This window comes from Paraburkholderia sp. MM5477-R1, assembly GCF_050436385.1.
Classification (GTDB): domain Bacteria; phylum Pseudomonadota; class Gammaproteobacteria; order Burkholderiales; family Burkholderiaceae; genus Paraburkholderia; species Paraburkholderia tuberum.
This window is the reverse complement of sequence record NZ_JBNDMC010000005.1, coordinates 436144-453148: the sequence shown is the minus strand read 5'-3', so window position 1 is coordinate 453148 and position 17005 is coordinate 436144. Positions and strand designations below refer to the sequence as shown.

Sequence of the window (17005 nt, the reverse complement as noted above, 5' to 3'; positions counted from 1 at the left end):
CGCGCCGCATGGTGGCTCGATGCGCCCACGACGTGCCGGTCGGGCGTCGCGTGGGCCGGGAATTACGATCGGGAAAAGACGGGTGGTGCGCGTGGTCTTCCGGACGGAAAACCGCCGGGAGGCGTGAAGCGGGTGGATAGAACGGGCAGCGCAACCAGCGTCACGAGCATGACGAGAACCGGCAGCGGCGGGTCAATGGTCGGCAAGGCGGCGTGATCCGCCAACAGATCGCAATAGCCGCAGGCGATCATTCCATTGCCATGAGCGGGCCGCGTTTCGGCGGACGGCGTACTCACCGTACACATTGCGGCGACGGGTTCAGCGTTTCTGGCCGCAACGAGCAACTGGCTGGCGACAGGCACCAGCACGATCAGCCATATGGCGATCATGCCGAGCCAGGCAGTCAGTCGACGGTGTGCGTGCGAATTCATCCGGTTTACATAAATTTTTTGCGGTGCGACTTTAGCATCTTTAGGTTTCGTGTGCAGCGGGGCCGTCCGGGATAGAGTGAAGCGCCTCGCGCAACCAGAACACCTAATTGCCAGCCTGAACGATTTGGCGGCGGAAACCGAGCATATTGTTGGTGCGTGCGCTCCGCAGCTCACCGACGAGAACGAGGCGATGAACGGAATCGTGAGCGAGTTTGCAACCAGGTCTTTGTTCGGTACTGTTCCACCATTCACGCAAACTTCAAGTTCGTCAGGGGGCGGCGTCAATGAGGACGAGGGATCCCGATCGACCAGCGAGGTAGCCAAAGCCGTATTTCGCGAAATCAAGGCGATGGTGCCCACCCCGATGGCGGAAGACTTTTTTTGATGACGTTGACGCAGTAAGCAAATCCCGCGCTGTGTCACTCGAGCGTCCCCATTAATTCATGAAGCGGTTATCTATCGGCGGCGCACTCAGATGACTGTGGTAGGCCGAATTTGAGCCACTTACCATCCGTGTTGCGTTTCGTGCCGGTCGCGCAGGTGATTGACTTGATCTACGCCGAACTGCTTGATGCTCCGTATGTCGTGGACCCGGCTGTGTTGACGGATGACCGCCCGGTGTCGTTCCGGTTTGACCGCGATCAGGGCGACATACGGCAGTTCGCGGCGCAGTTCCTTGCGTCGCTCGGGTGTCGCGTCGATGTGCGTGATGGTGTGTCGTTCGTGAGCAAGGCGAAGGACGCACCGGAGAAGCGCAACGTGCGGACGCTGGTGTACATGCACAGGCATCGGCGTGCCGATTACCTTGCGCGGCTGTTGCAGGCGCTGCTGTCGGCTCGCATGACCTCGGACAAGCCGTTGGCTGCGCCGGTCGGTGAGAAGGTCTCTGTTCCGGTTCCTGCCGCGTCGGCGGCCGGGCAGATCGATCAGTCCACGGATCAGCTAGTGCTGTCCGACTCCGCTGACGAGTTGCAGCGTGCTCGCAAGGTTCTGGCGGAACTGTATACGGCGACGGGGGAGGGGGTAGTACGCGGGCGGGCGTATGAGGTGGACGGTACCGATTCGGCCAACTCCGGGTTTTCTATCGCGGTGAAGGCATTCGGCGGGACCGTCGGCGTTGGCTCCGGTTCGACGGATTCGGATGCGAATGCGTTCAAGCTGAGCGTTCCGGCCGTGAACCTGGCCATATGGTCGCTTCGGACGGTGGCCGACATGAAAGACGGCGAGGTCATCGTGCTCGGTGGGCTGATTCAAGATCAGACCTCGACGGCCAATGATGGGCAGCGCTTTCTGCCGTGGTTTCTGGATGGGCACAACAGGTCGAGGTCCCGCTCTGAGATCGTGCTGGTGCTTCAGGTCCAGAAAATCTAATGTGTGATGTGCAGCGCGTCAAACGCTACTACGAGGATTTTGGTCGAAAATCGGGCGAGACCTGCAAAGGTCACAAACGCGCAGCATCGAACAAACGATACCTGACTGTCACGCCGGGCGACGCGGATGCGTTTCCGGCGTAGGTAGACGATCCAGGCGTGTAGTTCAATAGTGGTCAGGTAAAGCCACTGCCGTACGGTGTACATGCGCGAGCCCTTTTTGATTTTGCGCGCTTGTACCACGGCCCGGCGTCTAGTGTCAGGAGTGTCAGACCGTATCGGGGCTGCGGATGACATCGGCGTATCTGCGGAGTGTGGCGGTTGTCGCGCGGCTCAGCGCGGCCCGTCTGACTGAGTAGCGGGTATCGGCACGGGTACCAAACTAGGCGCTACGGCGAAACGCAGCCCCCCTCGTTGCAAAACTGCTTTTTGCGGCCATCGCTTGGCGGCACGATTGTTCGTGCGGCTAGCTAAAGTTGCGGCCTTTCGTGACGCAAACCAATACTTAAAAACGCCTGCTCGTAGCAGGCGTTTCAAATCGCGAGTTTTGGACTTGTGAGGCTGCTACCGTTTGGGCGCTGTCGCGAAAAAATCTGTCTTGATTGTTCGCATCGCATGGCGCATGCTTCGCCATCCAATTTGACATAAAAGAAATTAGCGAATATATGTAGTAATCCTTAATGTATGACTAACCAACGATGACTGGCGGACACGTCAACTGGGTTCGTACGTTGGGAACAAGAACCTCAGGTCGCGATGGCCAGGATCTTCAGGAGGGGCCCATCCTGGGCAAGGTGCTCTTAGAAGCTTTCACGCGTCGTCATAGTAGTCCTCGGGGGGGGGGGGGGCGCCTCGCGGTTTCGGCGCGTGCAGTGGCTTCGACATTTCTATGCCCATCATCTTCATGGCGTCCGTCAGCAGATCGGTCTGCAGCTTTAAATTGAGAATGTGCTCTTCGTAGTCGAACACGCCTCCCAAATCGCTGTGTATCGAGAGCACGTACCGGGCGACATGCAATGCGTGCAGAACCCTAGCTTCGTCGCTCGGCTGCCCGTCCTCTTCGAGGTCGATGGTCTTTTCAAGCCCGGGCGGCGGTGGGACGGAAACGACGTCGCTCGTCACCAGCTCGACGGCAGACGACACCAGGTGAATTTCCGGCTCGAGGAAACACCTCGCCCTCTGCGTGGCAGGTAATGCCGCATGTTGCTGGAGCGTGCGCAGCGCGGCTTGCAGTGCATTCAGCACGAGACGATTGTCTGCTGCCTGCTGAACAGCGCGGCGAGGGGCAAGGGTCTGGCGTGTCGCGCAACTGAGGCGCCCTGAGTGCTGCCGCGACGATGTCGAACTTCGGCGTGTGGGCCAAGTCGACGATCCGATTGACGTCCTGCGGTCGGGTGTTGAGTCGTCGCGCCAGCTCCGACTGCGTCACCTCTTGCGCGATCATCTCGTTGGGCAGCAGCACCTTTGGTAACGCGCTGACGGGTCGGGTGGTCATTTCTTCTCCTACCTTCGGTTCCGATGGAGTGGGAACGGTCTGCTTGTTCTCCAAATACATCAACAGCGCGTCTGCAGCCATGACGCGCGCTTCCTCAAGCGTGCGCCTTTGGTGATCGCCTCTGGGATATCTCGGAACGACACCACGAACGAGCCGTCGTCGCGCCCAAAAACCGCGGGATACTGACCTGATTGCTTGAGCACCAGACGGCAGGAGAGGGCGCCCGTCGGCGAACAACACCGTGCCGGGAAAGGTGCGAAAATTACCGTCGAATCCATCAGGAGCCGAAGAGGAGCGTTGATGACCGGTAACACCTGTGTCCGGTGCGGAACAGTCACCCCACCGCACGACGTTGTCAGCGTTGCTTCGCCGGATGGCGGCTTCCGGTTGCTCTGTAGCCGCTGTTTTAACACTGAGATGGCGTATCTGGCGGACGTTCAAGCCTTCGAACATCCGGAGTTCACGTCCGTGCGTCTGCCCGATGCTGATGGCGTCGTACACGAGTTCCATTTCCGTAGCCTGCTGTTCGGTGACCAGCTTTCACTGGAGGCGTTCGAGCTCGCTTCGGGTGACGAGGACCGCGCAGGCTTCCGTTTCCAGCTTCTCGGTGATCCGCGGTCGGACCCGTTTGAGCTGTTGGGCGACCTGCTCCAGAAGATGAAGCGTGCCCTGGCAGTCAAACACCTGGTCGAGGATGCAGGCCATCTCGTGGTAGCCGAAACGACGGTTCGTGGACGAATCGAGTGGGACGGCAACGAGAACTACCGGCTGCCATGTGTGGTCATTGATGGCAGGCGGGTCGACTGGTCCGATTTTGGGGCGATGTTAATGGCGTTCGAAGGGTGGCAGTTCCGGATTGAACTGGTGGATCCGAGCGATGAGGCATGACCTCACGTATGGCCGTCCACGATTCGGTCACAAGGAAACCTCGGCGGTTACCGCGTCCCACGGCGCAGTCAGACGACCTTCTTCGCGCACGATAAGGCCAGCGTTCTCCAGGATCACCACGTCCTCGTAGACACGCTTGTAGTCCCGATCCAGCGCAGTTGCCAACGCCTTCACGCTTTCTGCGCCTTCGCGATGTAGGTGACGAAGCATCTCAAGGCGCTTCGGCGACAGCGCAGCCAGCATCTCCTCGAGCGACAGAAACGTCACGTGCCGCTCTTCGACATGCTCGCCTGCCTGCGCACGGTTGAATGCCGCCGCGAACCGACGACCCATATCCCGCGCGCCACCAACATGCACATTAAGTTTGTTCATGATTCACCTCGCTCACGTTCTACATCATCCAGAAAATCAGCCACCATCTGCTCGGGCGTCGAGAATGCGTACGGCTCTTCCCGGTCGCGGTAGTGCCGGTGATCGCCTTTGCCCCGTTCGTTGTCGTAGCCGATGATTCGCTGACCTGCACGACCATAAAACAGGCTGTACTTGAGGCCGTGCGGTCGTTCGCCGTCGCTCTCGGGTAATCGCCAGATGCGCATTTCGAGAATGGCTCCATCCGGGTAGATGGTTCGATCCTCGAACAGGAGTGTGGCTTTCTTCTTCATATGGCGCAGGATGCCATACGACGATTATGGCGTCAAGCGCCATAACAGGGCGCGGCTCTTCGGGGTTCCGAAATCGATGCAGCGGTCGCCACAGCGGATTGACTGAAGAAGTCCGCGAGAACGTCCGGCGCAGGATTGTGGCTTCAAGGTTAATGTGACGCTCGATGTAAACCCGCCAAAAGAAAACGCCCACGTTGTTCATGCAGGCGTTTCCGTGGCCCCGCTACCGCGCCCCCAATCAACGGTCTTCCCGTCCGTACTCCTTCGCGGCCGGCTTCCGCGCGGCTCCCATCCAGGATAGGACGCGCATAAAATCAGAGATACTTGCGAAGTGTGATTGCTGGCCAATCCATCCATCATCGTGCCGCAGCGGCGGTATGTGCTGAAGTGGACGATCGACGTGACATCGCGATCGAATGAGGGTCCGATGGTTCTGATTTTGCAACTGGCTGCTATGGAAAGAAAACTATCGCCATTGTGTAAAGGCGAGTCTCGCGAACGTCGATCCCATGTGCACGGCGCGCATGCGGCAGCGGCGACCGCGCCCGCGTTCCTCGCACTACGGCCGTTGCCGTCCGGCTACGACTTTGTGTGCACCACGACGCCGTGCCGGTCAACCGTCGGCAAAGGCTAAACTGAGCTGAATGATCTCAGAGTACGAAGGGCCCGGCTGCGTCTGGCCGGGAAACGGCTGATCGTCCGGATGCGGACGATCTCTGCAAGTGTGGTCTCGTTCATCTCTTCGACGAGAGCAGATTCCAGATTCGATGCTCTTGACTTGAACCGGAACTGTCCGAAGGACTGAGCATGTCCATGAAGCCTTCTGAATTTCACATTGGTCTCGAATTCACGTGCGGCCCGTTTTGGTGGCGCTGCACAGACACCGGTACGCGTACAGTGACCGCCATCCGGCTCGTCGAGGATGATCCAGTCTGGTACGAAGGTCCGCCGTACATGGTCAATGAAGTAGTTCTCGACGAGGCCGAACTGGAAGACGCGCATCGAAGCGAAGCCGAAAAGATTCGCGCGAGCATCGATGAGGCGCGCCTGCCAGGCCATCCCGGCTTTTCTCATGCGGCGCTATGCCGGATGATGGACGAGAAGCTCGACAGTGGTCCGTACCCGCACAAGCGTTTATTGCAGTTCGACCGCGTGCGAGCCGATGGCGAGATCCTGCATCCGTACGCCGCGCGTCGAGATGGACGAAGTGATGGTCGCTCCTGGATCATTAGGCTCTATCTACCGTTCACGAACGAATGGGCGGAGCTGGAGGAAAGCGGGTTTCGCGCGCTCACCCTGTCCACGCCGGCTGCCATCCGCAATCGAGCCAGGAAATTGTAAAAGGCGTAGCGAGATCGACTATGCCGTCTGAGCGGGCCAACGGATGAAACTACAGACGTGGCTGATCGGGCATCCGCCCAAATTTATGAATAAACTACATACATAAAAATCGATAATTTATATTATGTCAAATGCAACTGCACATGGACGCACCGCAGATCGCCGCCGGACCGTTAATGGTTTAAATTTGTTCCTATGTGAACCTCACCGGAGCGCTTGATGCATCTCGCCGATCATGTGAAGCCAATCAGCTACCTCAAAAGCGAAGCGGCGCGAATCGTCAAGGACCTGACTGATTCGGGAGAGCCGCTCATCATCACGCAGAACGGTGAAGCGAAGCTCGTCGTCCAGGATGTGCGAAGCTACGAATCGACGCAGCAGACCCTCGCGCTCCTGAAAATCCTGGCTATCGGCCAGAAGCACATCGAGCGCGGGGATCACGTCGATGGCGACGAGTTCTTTGCGGAACTCAACGAGCTCGATCGTCAGGAAAAGCTCCGCTGATGGCGGCACCGCTGCTGAAATACCGCATCCTCCCGACGGCGCGGATCGGCATTGACGAACTCAGAAGCTATGTTGTCCGTACATTCGGATGGGAAATGTGGCGTCAGACATCGACGCAACTGCAGGAGACGATCACGCACATTGGCCAGTTCCCCGCTAACGGTCATGCGCCTGCCGAGCTTGAGGGCTTCTTCGTGGACGGTTTCCGGCAAGGCCTTTCCGGCAAGAACCGGATCATTTATCAGGTCCGCGACGAGACCGTTTTCGTTCATCTCATGGTCGACGCTCGACGCGACCTGCCCTCCCTCCTTCAGAGAATCGTGCTTCGGCTGATGTAACGGGTCAGGACGGCCGCCTTGCGTTTCACACGCATTGCATGCGCGCGCTGCGCGCCCGACTCAGGAAGCCGCCGGACCCGTGCGAAACCCGAAAATGTCCAGCACATGCGGCGCGCGTGCAACGGGTATGCTAATCAGCATTCTCTCCCGCTAACGGCCTTCCCTCGACAATCGCCAATGAACCAGAACAAACAATGGAGCATCGACGACATCACGCCTCAGCACGGCAGACGCGTCATCATCACGGGGGCTAACAGCGGCATCGGCTATCACGTCGCTGCAATACTGGCTCGCACAGGCGCGGAAGTCGTACTCGCCTGCCGTGACGAACAGCGCGGCGCCGATGCCCTGTCCCGTCTGCAGAGGGAACTGCCCGCCGCCCGATTGCGGCTTGAACGACTGGATCTCGCAAGCCTTGCTTCGGTGCGCGCCTTTTGCGATCGCGAACTCGCGCAATGCCGGCCGCTCGACATCCTCATCAACAATGCGGGCGTCATGGCGCCCCGCCGACGCCTCGAAACGGTCGACGGCTTCGAATTGCAGTTCGGCACCAATGTACTCGGGCATTTCGCCCTGACGCGCCTGCTGTTGCCTGCGCTCGAGATGGCGGCAGGAGCGTCTGCCGAGCGGCCGCGCGTGGTCACGGTTGCCTCTATCGCACACAAGACCGGGCGGCTCGACTTCGACGACCTTCAGGCAACCCGTCGTTACCGTCCGATGACCGCCTATCGACAGTCGAAGCTCGCCAACCTCATGTTCGCGTTCGAACTCGATCGCCGGTTGCGCGCCGCACGATCGCGCGTGATGTCCGTTGCCGCGCATCCCGGCGTCGCCAATACGAATCTGTTCCGTGCCGACCATTTTGCCGCAAGCCCGATCGTCCGCTCTGCGCTAGGCGGACTAATCGATATCTTGTTCAACAGTGACCAGACCGGCGCGCTTTCCACGCTCTATGCCGCAACCGCGGCCGATGTCGTCGACGGCGGCTATTATGGTCCGCTCGGATTGTTCGAAACACGTGGGCGAGACGTGGGACCAGCGAACGTCGCCAGTCAGGCAAGAAACGGAACCGATGCAAGACGCCTCTGGCAGGCCTGTGAATCGCTGACTGGAACAGCGACCGGATAGCGCATGGATCGCGGAACGCGGGAAACACTAACCGCGAGATACGGATTACTCATTCAACCATGACCGCACCCCGGCTCGCGCTGTTCTTGTATCTGATCGCTCAATGGCGAACTCCGACGCAGATAAAAAGCGCCGACCGGTTTGCACTCGAACTACCGGGGCGCAACGCGAATCCTGTCGCGTCGAGCCCCCGATATCCCCTGCAATGCCTCCACGCGTTGCCGTGTTTATTGTGGTGCGTCACCTTCGCGATGCACCGGCTGCGTCTGCTTCAGGCTCTTCGCGAGGCGCGAGGCCTGCAGATAGCCGGGATTCGCGGGCCGCTTCAGATAACGCCCGGCTCCGCGCCGCGCGCGCAGGTCGCCGTCCGCCCACACGAGTTCGCCTTGTGAGACGGTGTGTGTCGGCACGCCGCGAACCGTCATCCCTTCGAACACGTTGAAGTCCACGTTCTGATGATGCGTCTTGACCGATATCGCGCGCGTGGCCTCGGGATCCCAGACGACGAGATCGGCGTCGGCACCCACGGCCACCGTGCCCTTGCGCGGGTACAGGTTGAAGATTTGCGCCGCATTGGTGGAGGTGACGCGCACAAATTCGTTCGGCGTGAGCCGGCCGGTGTTCACACCTTGATCCCACAACACCGCCATGCGATCTTCCACGCCGCCGCAACCATTCGGAATTCTCGTGAAATCATGGCGGCCCATGGCTTTCTGCGAAGCGCAGAACACGCAGTGGTCGGTTGCGGTGGTGTGCAGCAGGCCGCCCTGAAGCCCGCGCCAGAGCGCGTCGCGATGCTCCTGGGTACGGAACGGCGGACTCATCACGTGGGCGGCGGCGCGCGTCCAGTCCGGGTCGCGATAGACCGACTCATCGATCACGAGATGCCCCGCGAGCACTTCGCCGAATACGCGCTGCCCTTCGCCGCGTGCGCGCGCGATCGCCTCGAGCGCGTCTTTCGCCGAGACATGCACGATGTACACCGGCACGCCGAGCACCTGCGCGATGCGGATGGCGCGATTCGCTGCCTCGCCTTCGACTTCGGGTGGCCGTGAAAGCGGATGCGCCTCGGGCCCCGTGAAACCGCGCGCAAGCAACTGGCGTTGCAACTGGAATACGAGCTCGCCGTTTTCCGCATGCACGGTAGGCAGCGCGCCCAGTTCGAGTGAGCGCGCAAAGCTGTTCACGAGAATCTCGTCGTCGGCCATGATGGCGTTCTTGTAGGCCATGAAGTGCTTGAAGCTCGATACGCCATGCTCGTTCACGAGGAGTCCCATGTCCCGATACACGCTTTCATCCCACCACGTCACCGCCACGTGAAAGCCATAGTCGGAAGCGGCTTTCTCTGCCCAGCCGCGCCACTCGCGAAAGGCGTCCATCAGCGGTTGCTTCGGGTTGGGGATGACGAAGTCGATGATCGATGTCGTGCCGCCCGCAAGCCCCGCCGCCGTGCCCGTGTAGAAGTCGTCGCTGGCGGTCGTGCCCATGAAGGGCAGCTCCATATGCGTGTGCGGATCGATGCCGCCAGGCATCACATATTGGCCGCCGGCGTCGACCACGGTCGCGCCCGCAGGCGCGTCGAGGTTCTCGCCAACGCTCTGGATCACGCCGTGTTCGCAGAGCACGTCCGCACGCCAGCTCTTGTCTGCATTGACGACGGTGCCGCCTCGAATCAGGATCGCCATGATGCCAAGTCTCCTTCAGTTGAACATTCACGCTTGAAACGCTCACGCGCTCGCAACACGTGGGCGCCGGCTCTTGCCGAGCTTCATCATCACGCCATAGACGAGCGCCGCAATGGCGAGCCCCACGAACCACGCATAGGTGTAAATGCTTTTGAACACATCGGGCACGGCGGCAAACGCATTCGGGAACGCGACATTGAGAAAGCCCGGCAGGTTCGGCAGCACGCCTGCGATCAGCGCGATCACGGCAGCCGGATTCCAGCCGTTCGAGTAGGCGTATTCGCCGTTTTCCTCGAACAGCTGGGCCGTGTCGAGGCGTGTGCTGCGAACGAGAAAGTAGTCGACCATCAGGATGCCGGCCACCGGCCCAAGCAGCGCCGAATAACCGACGAGCCACGTGAAGATGTAGCCCTGGGTGGTGGCAAGGATCTTCCACGGCATCATCACGATGGCGATACCCGCGGTGATGAGACCGCCCGTCTTGTACGAGATGCCCTTGGGCCAGAGGCTCGAGAAGTCGTAAGCTGGCCCGACGAGATTCGCGGCGAGATTGCAGCACATCGTGTCCAGTGTGAGGATGATGAGCGCGATGCCCACACCGACGCCCTCCATGCGACTCGTGAGGTCGATCGGGTCCCAGATCGCCCTTCCGTAAATCACAACCGTTGCCGAGGTCACGACCACGGAGACCACCGAGAGCAACGCCATCGGAATGGGCAGGCCGATGGCCTGGCCCACGAACTGGTCTTTTTGCGTTTTTGCGAAACGCGTGAAGTCGGGAATGTTGAGCGCGAGCGTGGCCCAGAAAACCCACCATGGCCGTGAGGCTCGGCCAGAACGTCGCCCAGAAGAGGCCCGCCTTCTTACCGCCGGCAGCGAACTGCGACGGTTGAGACAGCATCGAGCCCACGCCGCCTGCCTTCGAACATGCCCACCACACGAGCACTGCGCACATCACCACCTTGATGGGCGCGGACCAGCTTTCGAGCCAGCGGATCGAATCGGTGCCGTGCAGGATGAAGTACAGCTGGAACACCCAGAAGACGAGGAAGCAGCTAGCCTGTCCGATCGAAATGCCGAGCCACGGCAGTGCGTCGCCCACCAGCGCGTTGTGCGTGAGGATGTTGACGAGCGTGTAGATGGCGCTGCCGCCAAGCCATGATTGAATGCCGTACCAGCCGCACGCCACGATGGCGCGCAGCATGGCTGGCAGCTTCGCGCCCTGGGTGCCGAACGACGCTCGCACGAGCACCGCATAAGGAATGCCGTACTTCGTACCCGCATGACCGATCAGCAGCATCGGCATGAGCACGATCAGATTGCCGAGCAGCACGGTTAGCACGGCCTGCCATGGCGCCATGCCCTGCTCGGTAAGGCCGGCGGCGAGCATGTAGGAGGCAATGTTCATCACCATGCCTACCCATAGTGCCGCGAAGTGATACCAGCGCCATGTGCGCTGCGCAACGCCGGTGGGCGCGAGATCATCGTTGTATAGCTCGCTTTCGGCGCGGCGCGCATTGGCGTCGACTGCAAAGGGCTGGCTCATGAGGTGGGTTCTCCGTGCTTGTCGTGGGTCCGGCTCGATCCGGCTTCGAAATGTCAGGCGGCTTTCGGGTCGGCGACACGCGCCGGGTTGTTCGGGTGCGTGGTCCAGTTCTCGTAGCGCTCGCCCGAATCGACACGCTCCATCGTGATGCATTGATCGACCGGGCAAACATGCATGCATAGATTGCACCCGACGCAGTTCGCATCGACCACCTCGAAGTGGCGCTTGCCGTCGCGCGTGGCGGTGATCGCCTGATGCGAGGTGTCTTCGCAGGCGATATGGCAGAGCCCGCACTCGATGCAGCGGTCCTGATCGATACGCGCCTTGATGTCGTAGTTGAGGTTCAGGTATTGCCAGTCGGTGACGTTCGGCACGGCGCGGCCGCGAATCGCGTCGAGGCTGGCGTACCCTTTGTCGTCCATCCAGTTGGAAAGGCCGTCGATCATGTCGCTGACGATCCGGAAACCGTAGTGCATCGCCGCGGTGCACACTTGCACGCTGCCCGCTCCCAGCACGATGAATTCCGCGGCGTCGCGCCAGTCGGAAATGCCCCCGATGCCAGAGATGGGTAAGCCTTGCGTTTGCGGGTCGCGCGCAATCTCCGCGACCATGTGCAGTGCAATGGGCTTCGCGGCAGGACCGCAATAGCCGCCATGCGTGCCCTTGCCGTCCACGGTGGGCAGCGGCGCCATCACGTCGAGATCGACACCGACGATCGAATTGATGGTGTTGATCAGCGAGACGCCGTCCGCACCACCCTTCATCGCCGCGCGCGCGCCGTGACGAATGTCGGTGACGTTCGGTGTGAGTTTCACGAGGCAAGGCAAGCGCGTGCCTTCCTTCACCCAGCGGGTGACCATTTCGATGTACTCGGGCACCTGACCCACCGCCGCGCCCATGCCGCGCTCGCTCATGCCGTGCGGACAGCCGAAGTTCAGCTCCACAGCGTCCGCGCCAGTGTCTTCCACCTGAGGCAGAATCCACTTCCAGTCGTGCTCGTTGCAAGGGACCATCAGCGAGACGATGAGCGCCCGGTCGGGCCAGTCCCGCTTCACCTGCGCGATTTCCTTTAGGTTCACGTCGAGCGGCCGGTCGGTGATGAGCTCGATGTTGTTCAGGCCCGCCATGCGCTGGCCGCGCCAGGTGGTGGCGCCATAGCGCGAGCTTACGTTCACCACGTGCGGGTCGAGCCCGAGCGTCTTCCAGACCACGCCGCCCCAACCCGCCTCGAAGGCGCGATTGACGTTGTAGGCCTTGTCGGTGGGCGGCGCGGAAGCGAGCCAGAACGGATTAGGCGATTGAATGCCGGCAATCGTGCAGCGCAAGTCGGCCATGATGCGACTCCTTCGTTTTATCTGGATTCGGTGTAGCTATCACGCGGCTCGGGCGGCCCTGGCGGACTGACTCGCAAGGAAGCGGTCGATCGCATGCGCGGCAAGCTTGCCGTCCTGCACGGCCTGGACGGTCAGATCGGTGGCGCCGTGGCCGGCACAGTCGCCGCCTGCGAAAACGCCCGCAAGGGACGTGGCGCCGTTCGCATCCACCGCGACGCGCCCGCCTTCCTCGGTGAGTTGCAACCCGTCGAGGCCTTCGGGTAACAGCGTCTGGCCGATTGCCTTCAGCACCATATCGGCCTCCACGCGCACGATCTCCCCAGTGCCGCGCAATGCGCCGCTCATATCGAGCCCGGTGCGCTCGAATTCCACGGCCCGCACCTGCGTGTCGCCGACGATCCGCAGCGGCTTCATCCACTCGGCCAACGTCACACCCTGGCTACGCGCGAATTCCAGTTCGGCCCAGGTGGCGCTCATCTGCGCCGCGCCGCGACGATAGGCGAGCGTCACTTGCTCCGCGCCCAGCTTGCGGCTTTGCACGGCGGCGTCGATTGCCGTATTGCCGCCTCCGAGCACCACCACCTTGCGACCGACGGGCACGCTGGCTAGATCGTCGGCCTCGCGCACGCGCGCGATGAAATTCACGGCATCGAGCACGCCGTCGAGCAGTTCGCCTTCGATGGAGAGCGTATGCGTGCCGCCAAGGCCCACGCCGATGAACACCGCGTCATACGCCGCGCGTAACTCCGCAAGCGTCACGTCATGCCCCAGTCGCTGGCCTTGGCGTAGTTCTATCCCGCCAACGGAAAGAAGCCACCGCACTTCGCGCTGCGCGTAGTCGTCGACGGTCTTGTACGCCGCTATGCCGTACTCGTTCAGGCCGCCCGGCTGTTCGCGCGCGTCGAAGACGCTCACGCGATGCCCGGCAAGCGCGAGCGTGTGCGCGCAGGCGAGACCCGCGGGACCCGCGCCGACCACGGCAACATGGCGGCCTGTCTCGCTGGCGCGCTTGAAGAGCGCAGGGGCACCGGCGGCTTCGCGGGCCATCTGGAAGTCGGTGGCATGACGTTGCAGCGCGCCGATCTGAACGGGCTCGCCATCCTGATGATTTCTCACGCAGGCGCCTTCGCAGAGAATCTCGGTCGGGCACACGCGTGCGCACATGCCGCCCAGCGGATTCGCGCTGAGGATATCGCGCGCCGCGCCCTTGAGATTGCCGTTGCCGATCTTGCGGATGAACCCGGGAATGTCGATGCCCGTGGGGCACGCGTTCACGCAAGGCGCGTCGTAACAGTAATGACAGCGGTCGGCGGCGATCACGGCCGCATTCGCGGAAAGCGGCGGCGCGACGTCGGCGAAATTGCAGCCCAGTTGCTCGGCACTGAGACGGCCTGGCGCGATGCCGTTGGCGGCATTCGAGGTGGTCTGGGACATCCGGATGCTCCTTGCGCGGCAAGACACGGGTCCGCCGGCCGCGTGCGTGACGTGCGCGGCCGGTACGTGGGGAATCGTTGGAAAGACAGCGCGGCGCTGGGACCGCTTGCGTTCGATCGAAATTGCGTCAGCCGGGCTCGCTCGCGCGTTCGAGCATGGCGTGCAGCAACACGTTCGCGCCGGCTTCGATCCATTCGATGGTGGCGTCCTCGACTTCGTTGTGGCTGATGCCGTCGATGCACGGTACGAACACCATCGAGGTCGGCGCGACCGTCGCGAGATAGCACGCGTCGTGACCTGCGCCCGAAACGATGTCGCGATTCGAATAGCCGAAGCGCTCGGCCGCCGCGCGCACGGACTTCACGCACGCCTCGTCGAACGGCACGGGCGCGTAGTAGAAAATCTGCTCGACGTCGGCTTCGAGCTTGCCCTGTTCCGCTATCTTCGCGATGCCTTCGCGCAGCTCGGCGTTCATCTGCGCCAGCACCTCGTCCTGCGGATGGCGAAAATCGATGGTGAAGAACACGCGGCCCGGAATCACGTTGCGCGAATTCGGATGCACCTGCATCATGCCGACCGTCGCGCACGCGAGCGGCGCATGACGCAGGCCGATTTCGTTGACGAGCTGCACGACGCGCGAGGCGCCCAGCAACGCGTCGCGGCGGCGCGGCATGGGCGTAGGCCCCGCGTGCGCCTCCTGGCCCGTGAGCACGACTTCGTACCAGCGCTGACCTTGCGCGTCGGTGACCACGCCGATCGTCCTGTTTTCGGCCTCGAGTATCGGCCCCTGTTCGATGTGCAGTTCGAACGCCGCGTGAATCTTGCGGCCGCCGCACGGCAACGCGCCCGCGTAGCCGATGCGCTGCAATTCCTCGCCAATGGTCTTGCCGTCGACGTCCTTGCGCGACAGTCCGTACTCGAGCGCAAACACACCCGCAAATACGCCCGAGGCGACCATCGCCGGCGCGAAGCGCGAGCCTTCTTCGTTGGTCCAGATCACCGTTTCAATAGGGCGCTCGGTTTCGATGCCGTAATCGTTGAGCGAGCGAATCACTTCGAGGCCGCCGAGCACCCCATAGATACCGTCGAAGCGCCCACCCGTTGGCTGCGAGTCGGCGTGCGAGCCGGTCATCACGGGCGGCAGGTCGTTGTTGCGCCCCGCGCGGCGCATAAACACATTGCCCATCTGATCGACACTGATCGTGCAGCGCGCCTCTTTCGCCCATTGCACGATGAGATCGCGGCCCTGCTTGTCGAGGTCGGTCAGCGCCAGACGGCACACGCCGCCTTTGGGCGTGGCGCCAATCCTGGCCATCTCCATCAGGCTGTCCCACAATCGCTGACCGTTCACGTGGATCGCGGTCGTCAGCGCGGCTTCGCTTACTGCGTTCATGCGTGTTCTCCTGTCCGTGCTTGTCAAACGTGCATGCATGCCACCGTGTTGGGGCGCGAAGGATCACGACGGTGCACGTCTCGATGGCACTGCGCTGCCCCTGAAACCCAGCCCTTCGAATCCTGTCCGATTGGACAGGTTTTAGACGAGAAACTTCGCGAATTCAATGCGGAGTTACGAGCGAGAAGCGTGCCATTGATGCTGCAGTGCGTGAAAAAAACCAGGCGTCCGTGCTGCGCGTTTCTCCTGATGTCGGTGAATTCGCGGCGCACTTGCATCGTGGCTACAATGATTCCGGCATGCGCGCGGCCGCCGCGCTCCTTTTCTCTTCCGAATGGACCGAACATGCGCGACGACGAACCCACCACGCGAGCCGCGCCCCTCGCGACGCGCGGCACCGTGCAGGCGCAACGAGCCGCCGACACATCGCACAAGCCACAGCGGCGCAAAGCCTCCATTCGTGCGTCGAATGAATCCCATCTTCTCGCCTGTGCCGAAGCCGTGTTCGCCGAACGCGGCTTCGAAGGCGCGAGCACGGCGCTGATCGCCGAGCGCGCGGGTTTACCGAAGGCGAATCTGCACTATTACTTCCCGACCAAGCTGGCGCTGTACTGGCGCGTACTCGACGATGTGTTCGAGGAATGGAACGCCGCCGCCAACCTGTTCGATGCAAGCGACGATCCGGTCGAGGCGATTGGCGGCTACGTGCGCGCCAAGATGGCCCTGTCACGGCGCCGCCCACTTGGATCGAAGGTGTGGGCCAACGAAATAATCAGCGGGGCGCTGCACATGCAAGAGATCCTGCTCGAACGCGTGAAGCCGTGGATGGACACACGCGTGAAGCTGATCGAGCGATGGATAGCCAAAGGGTTGCTCGCGCCCGTCGACCCTCGGACGCTCCTCTTCATGATCTGGGCGACCACGCAGCACTACGCCGATTTCGAGGCTCAAATATGCGCGCTCTCGGGCAAACGCGCGCTCTCGACGAAGCGCTTCGAGGCTACGACGGAAGAAGTGGTGAGCATGATCCTGCGGGCGAGCGGAGCGCGATCGCCGGTCCGATGAATCGTTTAGGGAGTTTCCCTGATGACGTCATTGTCTCGTTGCCGCGGTCGCTGTTTTCCGCGTTAATGTAAGCGCTAACATGTCCAACAAGCGGCAATACCCAGCCGGCTTTGCAGTAAGGTTGTCGCTTTCATGTACCGAACGCATGAACGGCTGAAAGCTCAATGACGGCGTTGAGTCCAGAGGCGGCGCGAGTATTCAAACGTCTGAATCATCCGCGCACGTTCCGTGCAAAAAGCTGGTCTCGCCGACTTGGATATCCCGCCAAGCGCCCTATACTTGAAGAGAGCCGCGCGGAAGCCGGCCCCTGATGCAGAAGCGGACGAGAAATCGTTCATTGGGGCGCGGTAGCGGGGCCACGGAAACGCCCGTGTGAATAACACGGGCGTTT

Annotated in this window: 17 protein-coding genes and 1 pseudogene; 9 read left to right on the top strand and 9 right to left on the bottom strand. The window is 61.6% G+C overall.

Going from position 1 to position 17005, the window contains the following annotated elements:
• Positions 1-62 precede the first annotated feature (62 nt).
• Positions 63-431 carry a DUF2946 domain-containing protein gene (locus tag OKW35_RS14420; RefSeq protein ID WP_429552379.1) on the bottom strand — a complete coding sequence of 123 codons (369 nt, stop codon included), beginning with the start codon at positions 429-431 and terminating at the stop codon, positions 63-65.
• A gap of 76 nt (positions 432-507) precedes the next feature.
• Between OKW35_RS14420 and OKW35_RS14415 the strand changes: the two genes are divergently transcribed.
• Both OKW35_RS14415 and OKW35_RS14410 read left to right on the top strand, forming a co-directional pair.
• Positions 508-816 (top strand): hypothetical protein, encoded by a 309-nt coding sequence (locus OKW35_RS14415; RefSeq protein ID WP_429552378.1) that lies wholly within the window; start codon positions 508-510, stop codon positions 814-816.
• Positions 817-944: 128 nt separating this feature from the next.
• Positions 945-1802: a hypothetical protein gene (locus OKW35_RS14410; protein WP_429552377.1), complete on the top strand. Its 858-nt coding sequence runs from the start codon at positions 945-947 to the stop codon at positions 1800-1802.
• An 809-nt stretch (positions 1803-2611) separates the two neighbouring features.
• On the opposite strand, the gene OKW35_RS14405 is transcribed toward OKW35_RS14410, so the two are convergent.
• Positions 2612-3046, bottom strand: coding sequence for a hypothetical protein (locus OKW35_RS14405; protein WP_429552376.1), 435 nt, complete (start codon positions 3044-3046; stop codon positions 2612-2614).
• Positions 3047-3596: 550 nt separating this feature from the next.
• Here OKW35_RS14405 and OKW35_RS14400 point away from each other — a divergent pair.
• Entirely contained in the window at positions 3597-4184 is a 588-nt protein-coding gene (locus tag OKW35_RS14400) for a DUF7713 domain-containing protein (RefSeq protein ID WP_429354594.1), read from the top strand.
• Between the two features lie 27 nt (positions 4185-4211).
• Here OKW35_RS14400 and OKW35_RS14395 read toward each other — a convergent pair whose 3' ends face one another.
• Positions 4212-4556, bottom strand: a complete 345-nt coding sequence (locus OKW35_RS14395; protein ID WP_165576812.1) for a helix-turn-helix domain-containing protein — start codon at positions 4554-4556, stop codon at positions 4212-4214.
• Positions 4553-4846, bottom strand: coding sequence for a toxin-antitoxin system TumE family protein (locus OKW35_RS14390; protein ID WP_090812573.1), 294 nt, complete (start codon positions 4844-4846; stop codon positions 4553-4555). Before OKW35_RS14390 ends, OKW35_RS14395 begins: the two co-directional genes overlap by 4 nt.
• Before the next feature lie 337 nt (positions 4847-5183).
• Here OKW35_RS14390 and OKW35_RS14385 point away from each other — a divergent pair, with 337 nt between their 5' ends.
• The 5 genes from OKW35_RS14385 (at position 5184) to OKW35_RS14365 (ending at position 8157) form a co-directional block, all read left to right on the top strand.
• Positions 5184-5480 carry a hypothetical protein gene (locus tag OKW35_RS14385; RefSeq protein WP_429354593.1) on the top strand — a complete coding sequence of 99 codons (297 nt, stop codon included), beginning with the start codon at positions 5184-5186 and terminating at the stop codon, positions 5478-5480.
• Between the two features lie 179 nt (positions 5481-5659).
• Positions 5660-6187 (top strand): hypothetical protein, encoded by a 528-nt coding sequence (locus OKW35_RS14380; RefSeq protein WP_429551210.1) that lies wholly within the window; start codon positions 5660-5662, stop codon positions 6185-6187.
• Between the two features lie 219 nt (positions 6188-6406).
• Complete coding sequence (locus OKW35_RS14375) at positions 6407-6691, top strand: type II toxin-antitoxin system Phd/YefM family antitoxin (protein WP_429402426.1); 285 nt, start codon at positions 6407-6409, stop codon at positions 6689-6691.
• Positions 6691-7029: a type II toxin-antitoxin system RelE/ParE family toxin gene (locus OKW35_RS14370; protein WP_429552375.1), complete on the top strand. Its 339-nt coding sequence runs from the start codon at positions 6691-6693 to the stop codon at positions 7027-7029. The genes OKW35_RS14375 and OKW35_RS14370 overlap by 1 nt, the downstream gene beginning before the upstream one ends.
• Before the next feature lie 177 nt (positions 7030-7206).
• Positions 7207-8157 carry an oxidoreductase gene (locus OKW35_RS14365; protein WP_184071838.1) on the top strand — a complete coding sequence of 317 codons (951 nt, stop codon included), beginning with the start codon at positions 7207-7209 and terminating at the stop codon, positions 8155-8157.
• Between the two features lie 227 nt (positions 8158-8384).
• Here the strand turns inward: OKW35_RS14365 and hydA are convergent, their stop codons facing one another.
• From hydA to OKW35_RS14340, 5 genes and pseudogenes are all read right to left on the bottom strand, one after another.
• Positions 8385-9842 carry a dihydropyrimidinase gene (gene hydA / locus OKW35_RS14360; RefSeq protein WP_429359920.1) on the bottom strand — a complete coding sequence of 486 codons (1458 nt, stop codon included), beginning with the start codon at positions 9840-9842 and terminating at the stop codon, positions 8385-8387.
• 42 nt (positions 9843-9884) lie between these two features.
• Positions 9885-11388: pseudogene (locus tag OKW35_RS14355) on the bottom strand (NCS1 family nucleobase:cation symporter-1).
• A gap of 53 nt (positions 11389-11441) precedes the next feature.
• Complete coding sequence (gene preA, locus OKW35_RS14350) at positions 11442-12722, bottom strand: NAD-dependent dihydropyrimidine dehydrogenase subunit PreA (RefSeq protein ID WP_187613982.1); 1281 nt, start codon at positions 12720-12722, stop codon at positions 11442-11444.
• A gap of 39 nt (positions 12723-12761) precedes the next feature.
• Positions 12762-14156, bottom strand: coding sequence for an NAD(P)-dependent oxidoreductase (locus OKW35_RS14345; protein ID WP_429552374.1), 1395 nt, complete (start codon positions 14154-14156; stop codon positions 12762-12764).
• A gap of 127 nt (positions 14157-14283) precedes the next feature.
• On the bottom strand, positions 14284-15549 hold the full coding sequence (locus tag OKW35_RS14340; protein WP_090811222.1) for a Zn-dependent hydrolase: 1266 nt from the start codon (positions 15547-15549) through the stop codon (positions 14284-14286).
• 345 nt (positions 15550-15894) lie between these two features.
• Between OKW35_RS14340 and OKW35_RS14335 the strand changes: the two genes are divergently transcribed.
• A complete protein-coding gene (locus OKW35_RS14335; protein WP_090811902.1) occupies positions 15895-16614 on the top strand; it encodes a TetR/AcrR family transcriptional regulator in 720 nt (239 codons plus the stop codon).
• The last annotated feature ends 391 nt before the right edge of the window (positions 16615-17005 follow it).

Coding starts and splice junctions, on each gene's coding strand:
- OKW35_RS14420 (WP_429552379.1), bottom strand. CDS start 431: ATGAATTCGCACGCACACCGTCGACTGACTGCCTGGCTCGGCATGATC.
- OKW35_RS14400 (WP_429354594.1), top strand. CDS start 3,597: ATGACCGGTAACACCTGTGTCCGGTGCGGAACAGTCACCCCACCGCAC.
- OKW35_RS14395 (WP_165576812.1), bottom strand. CDS start 4,556: ATGAACAAACTTAATGTGCATGTTGGTGGCGCGCGGGATATGGGTCGT.
- OKW35_RS14390 (WP_090812573.1), bottom strand. CDS start 4,846: ATGAAGAAGAAAGCCACACTCCTGTTCGAGGATCGAACCATCTACCCG.
- OKW35_RS14380 (WP_429551210.1), top strand. CDS start 5,660: ATGAAGCCTTCTGAATTTCACATTGGTCTCGAATTCACGTGCGGCCCG.
- OKW35_RS14375 (WP_429402426.1), top strand. CDS start 6,407: ATGCATCTCGCCGATCATGTGAAGCCAATCAGCTACCTCAAAAGCGAA.
- OKW35_RS14370 (WP_429552375.1), top strand. CDS start 6,691: ATGGCGGCACCGCTGCTGAAATACCGCATCCTCCCGACGGCGCGGATC.
- OKW35_RS14365 (WP_184071838.1), top strand. CDS start 7,207: ATGAACCAGAACAAACAATGGAGCATCGACGACATCACGCCTCAGCAC.
- hydA (WP_429359920.1), bottom strand. CDS start 9,842: ATGGCGATCCTGATTCGAGGCGGCACCGTCGTCAATGCAGACAAGAGC.
- preA (WP_187613982.1), bottom strand. CDS start 12,722: ATGGCCGACTTGCGCTGCACGATTGCCGGCATTCAATCGCCTAATCCG.
- OKW35_RS14345 (WP_429552374.1), bottom strand. CDS start 14,156: ATGTCCCAGACCACCTCGAATGCCGCCAACGGCATCGCGCCAGGCCGT.
- OKW35_RS14340 (WP_090811222.1), bottom strand. CDS start 15,549: ATGAACGCAGTAAGCGAAGCCGCGCTGACGACCGCGATCCACGTGAAC.
- OKW35_RS14335 (WP_090811902.1), top strand. CDS start 15,895: ATGCGCGACGACGAACCCACCACGCGAGCCGCGCCCCTCGCGACGCGC.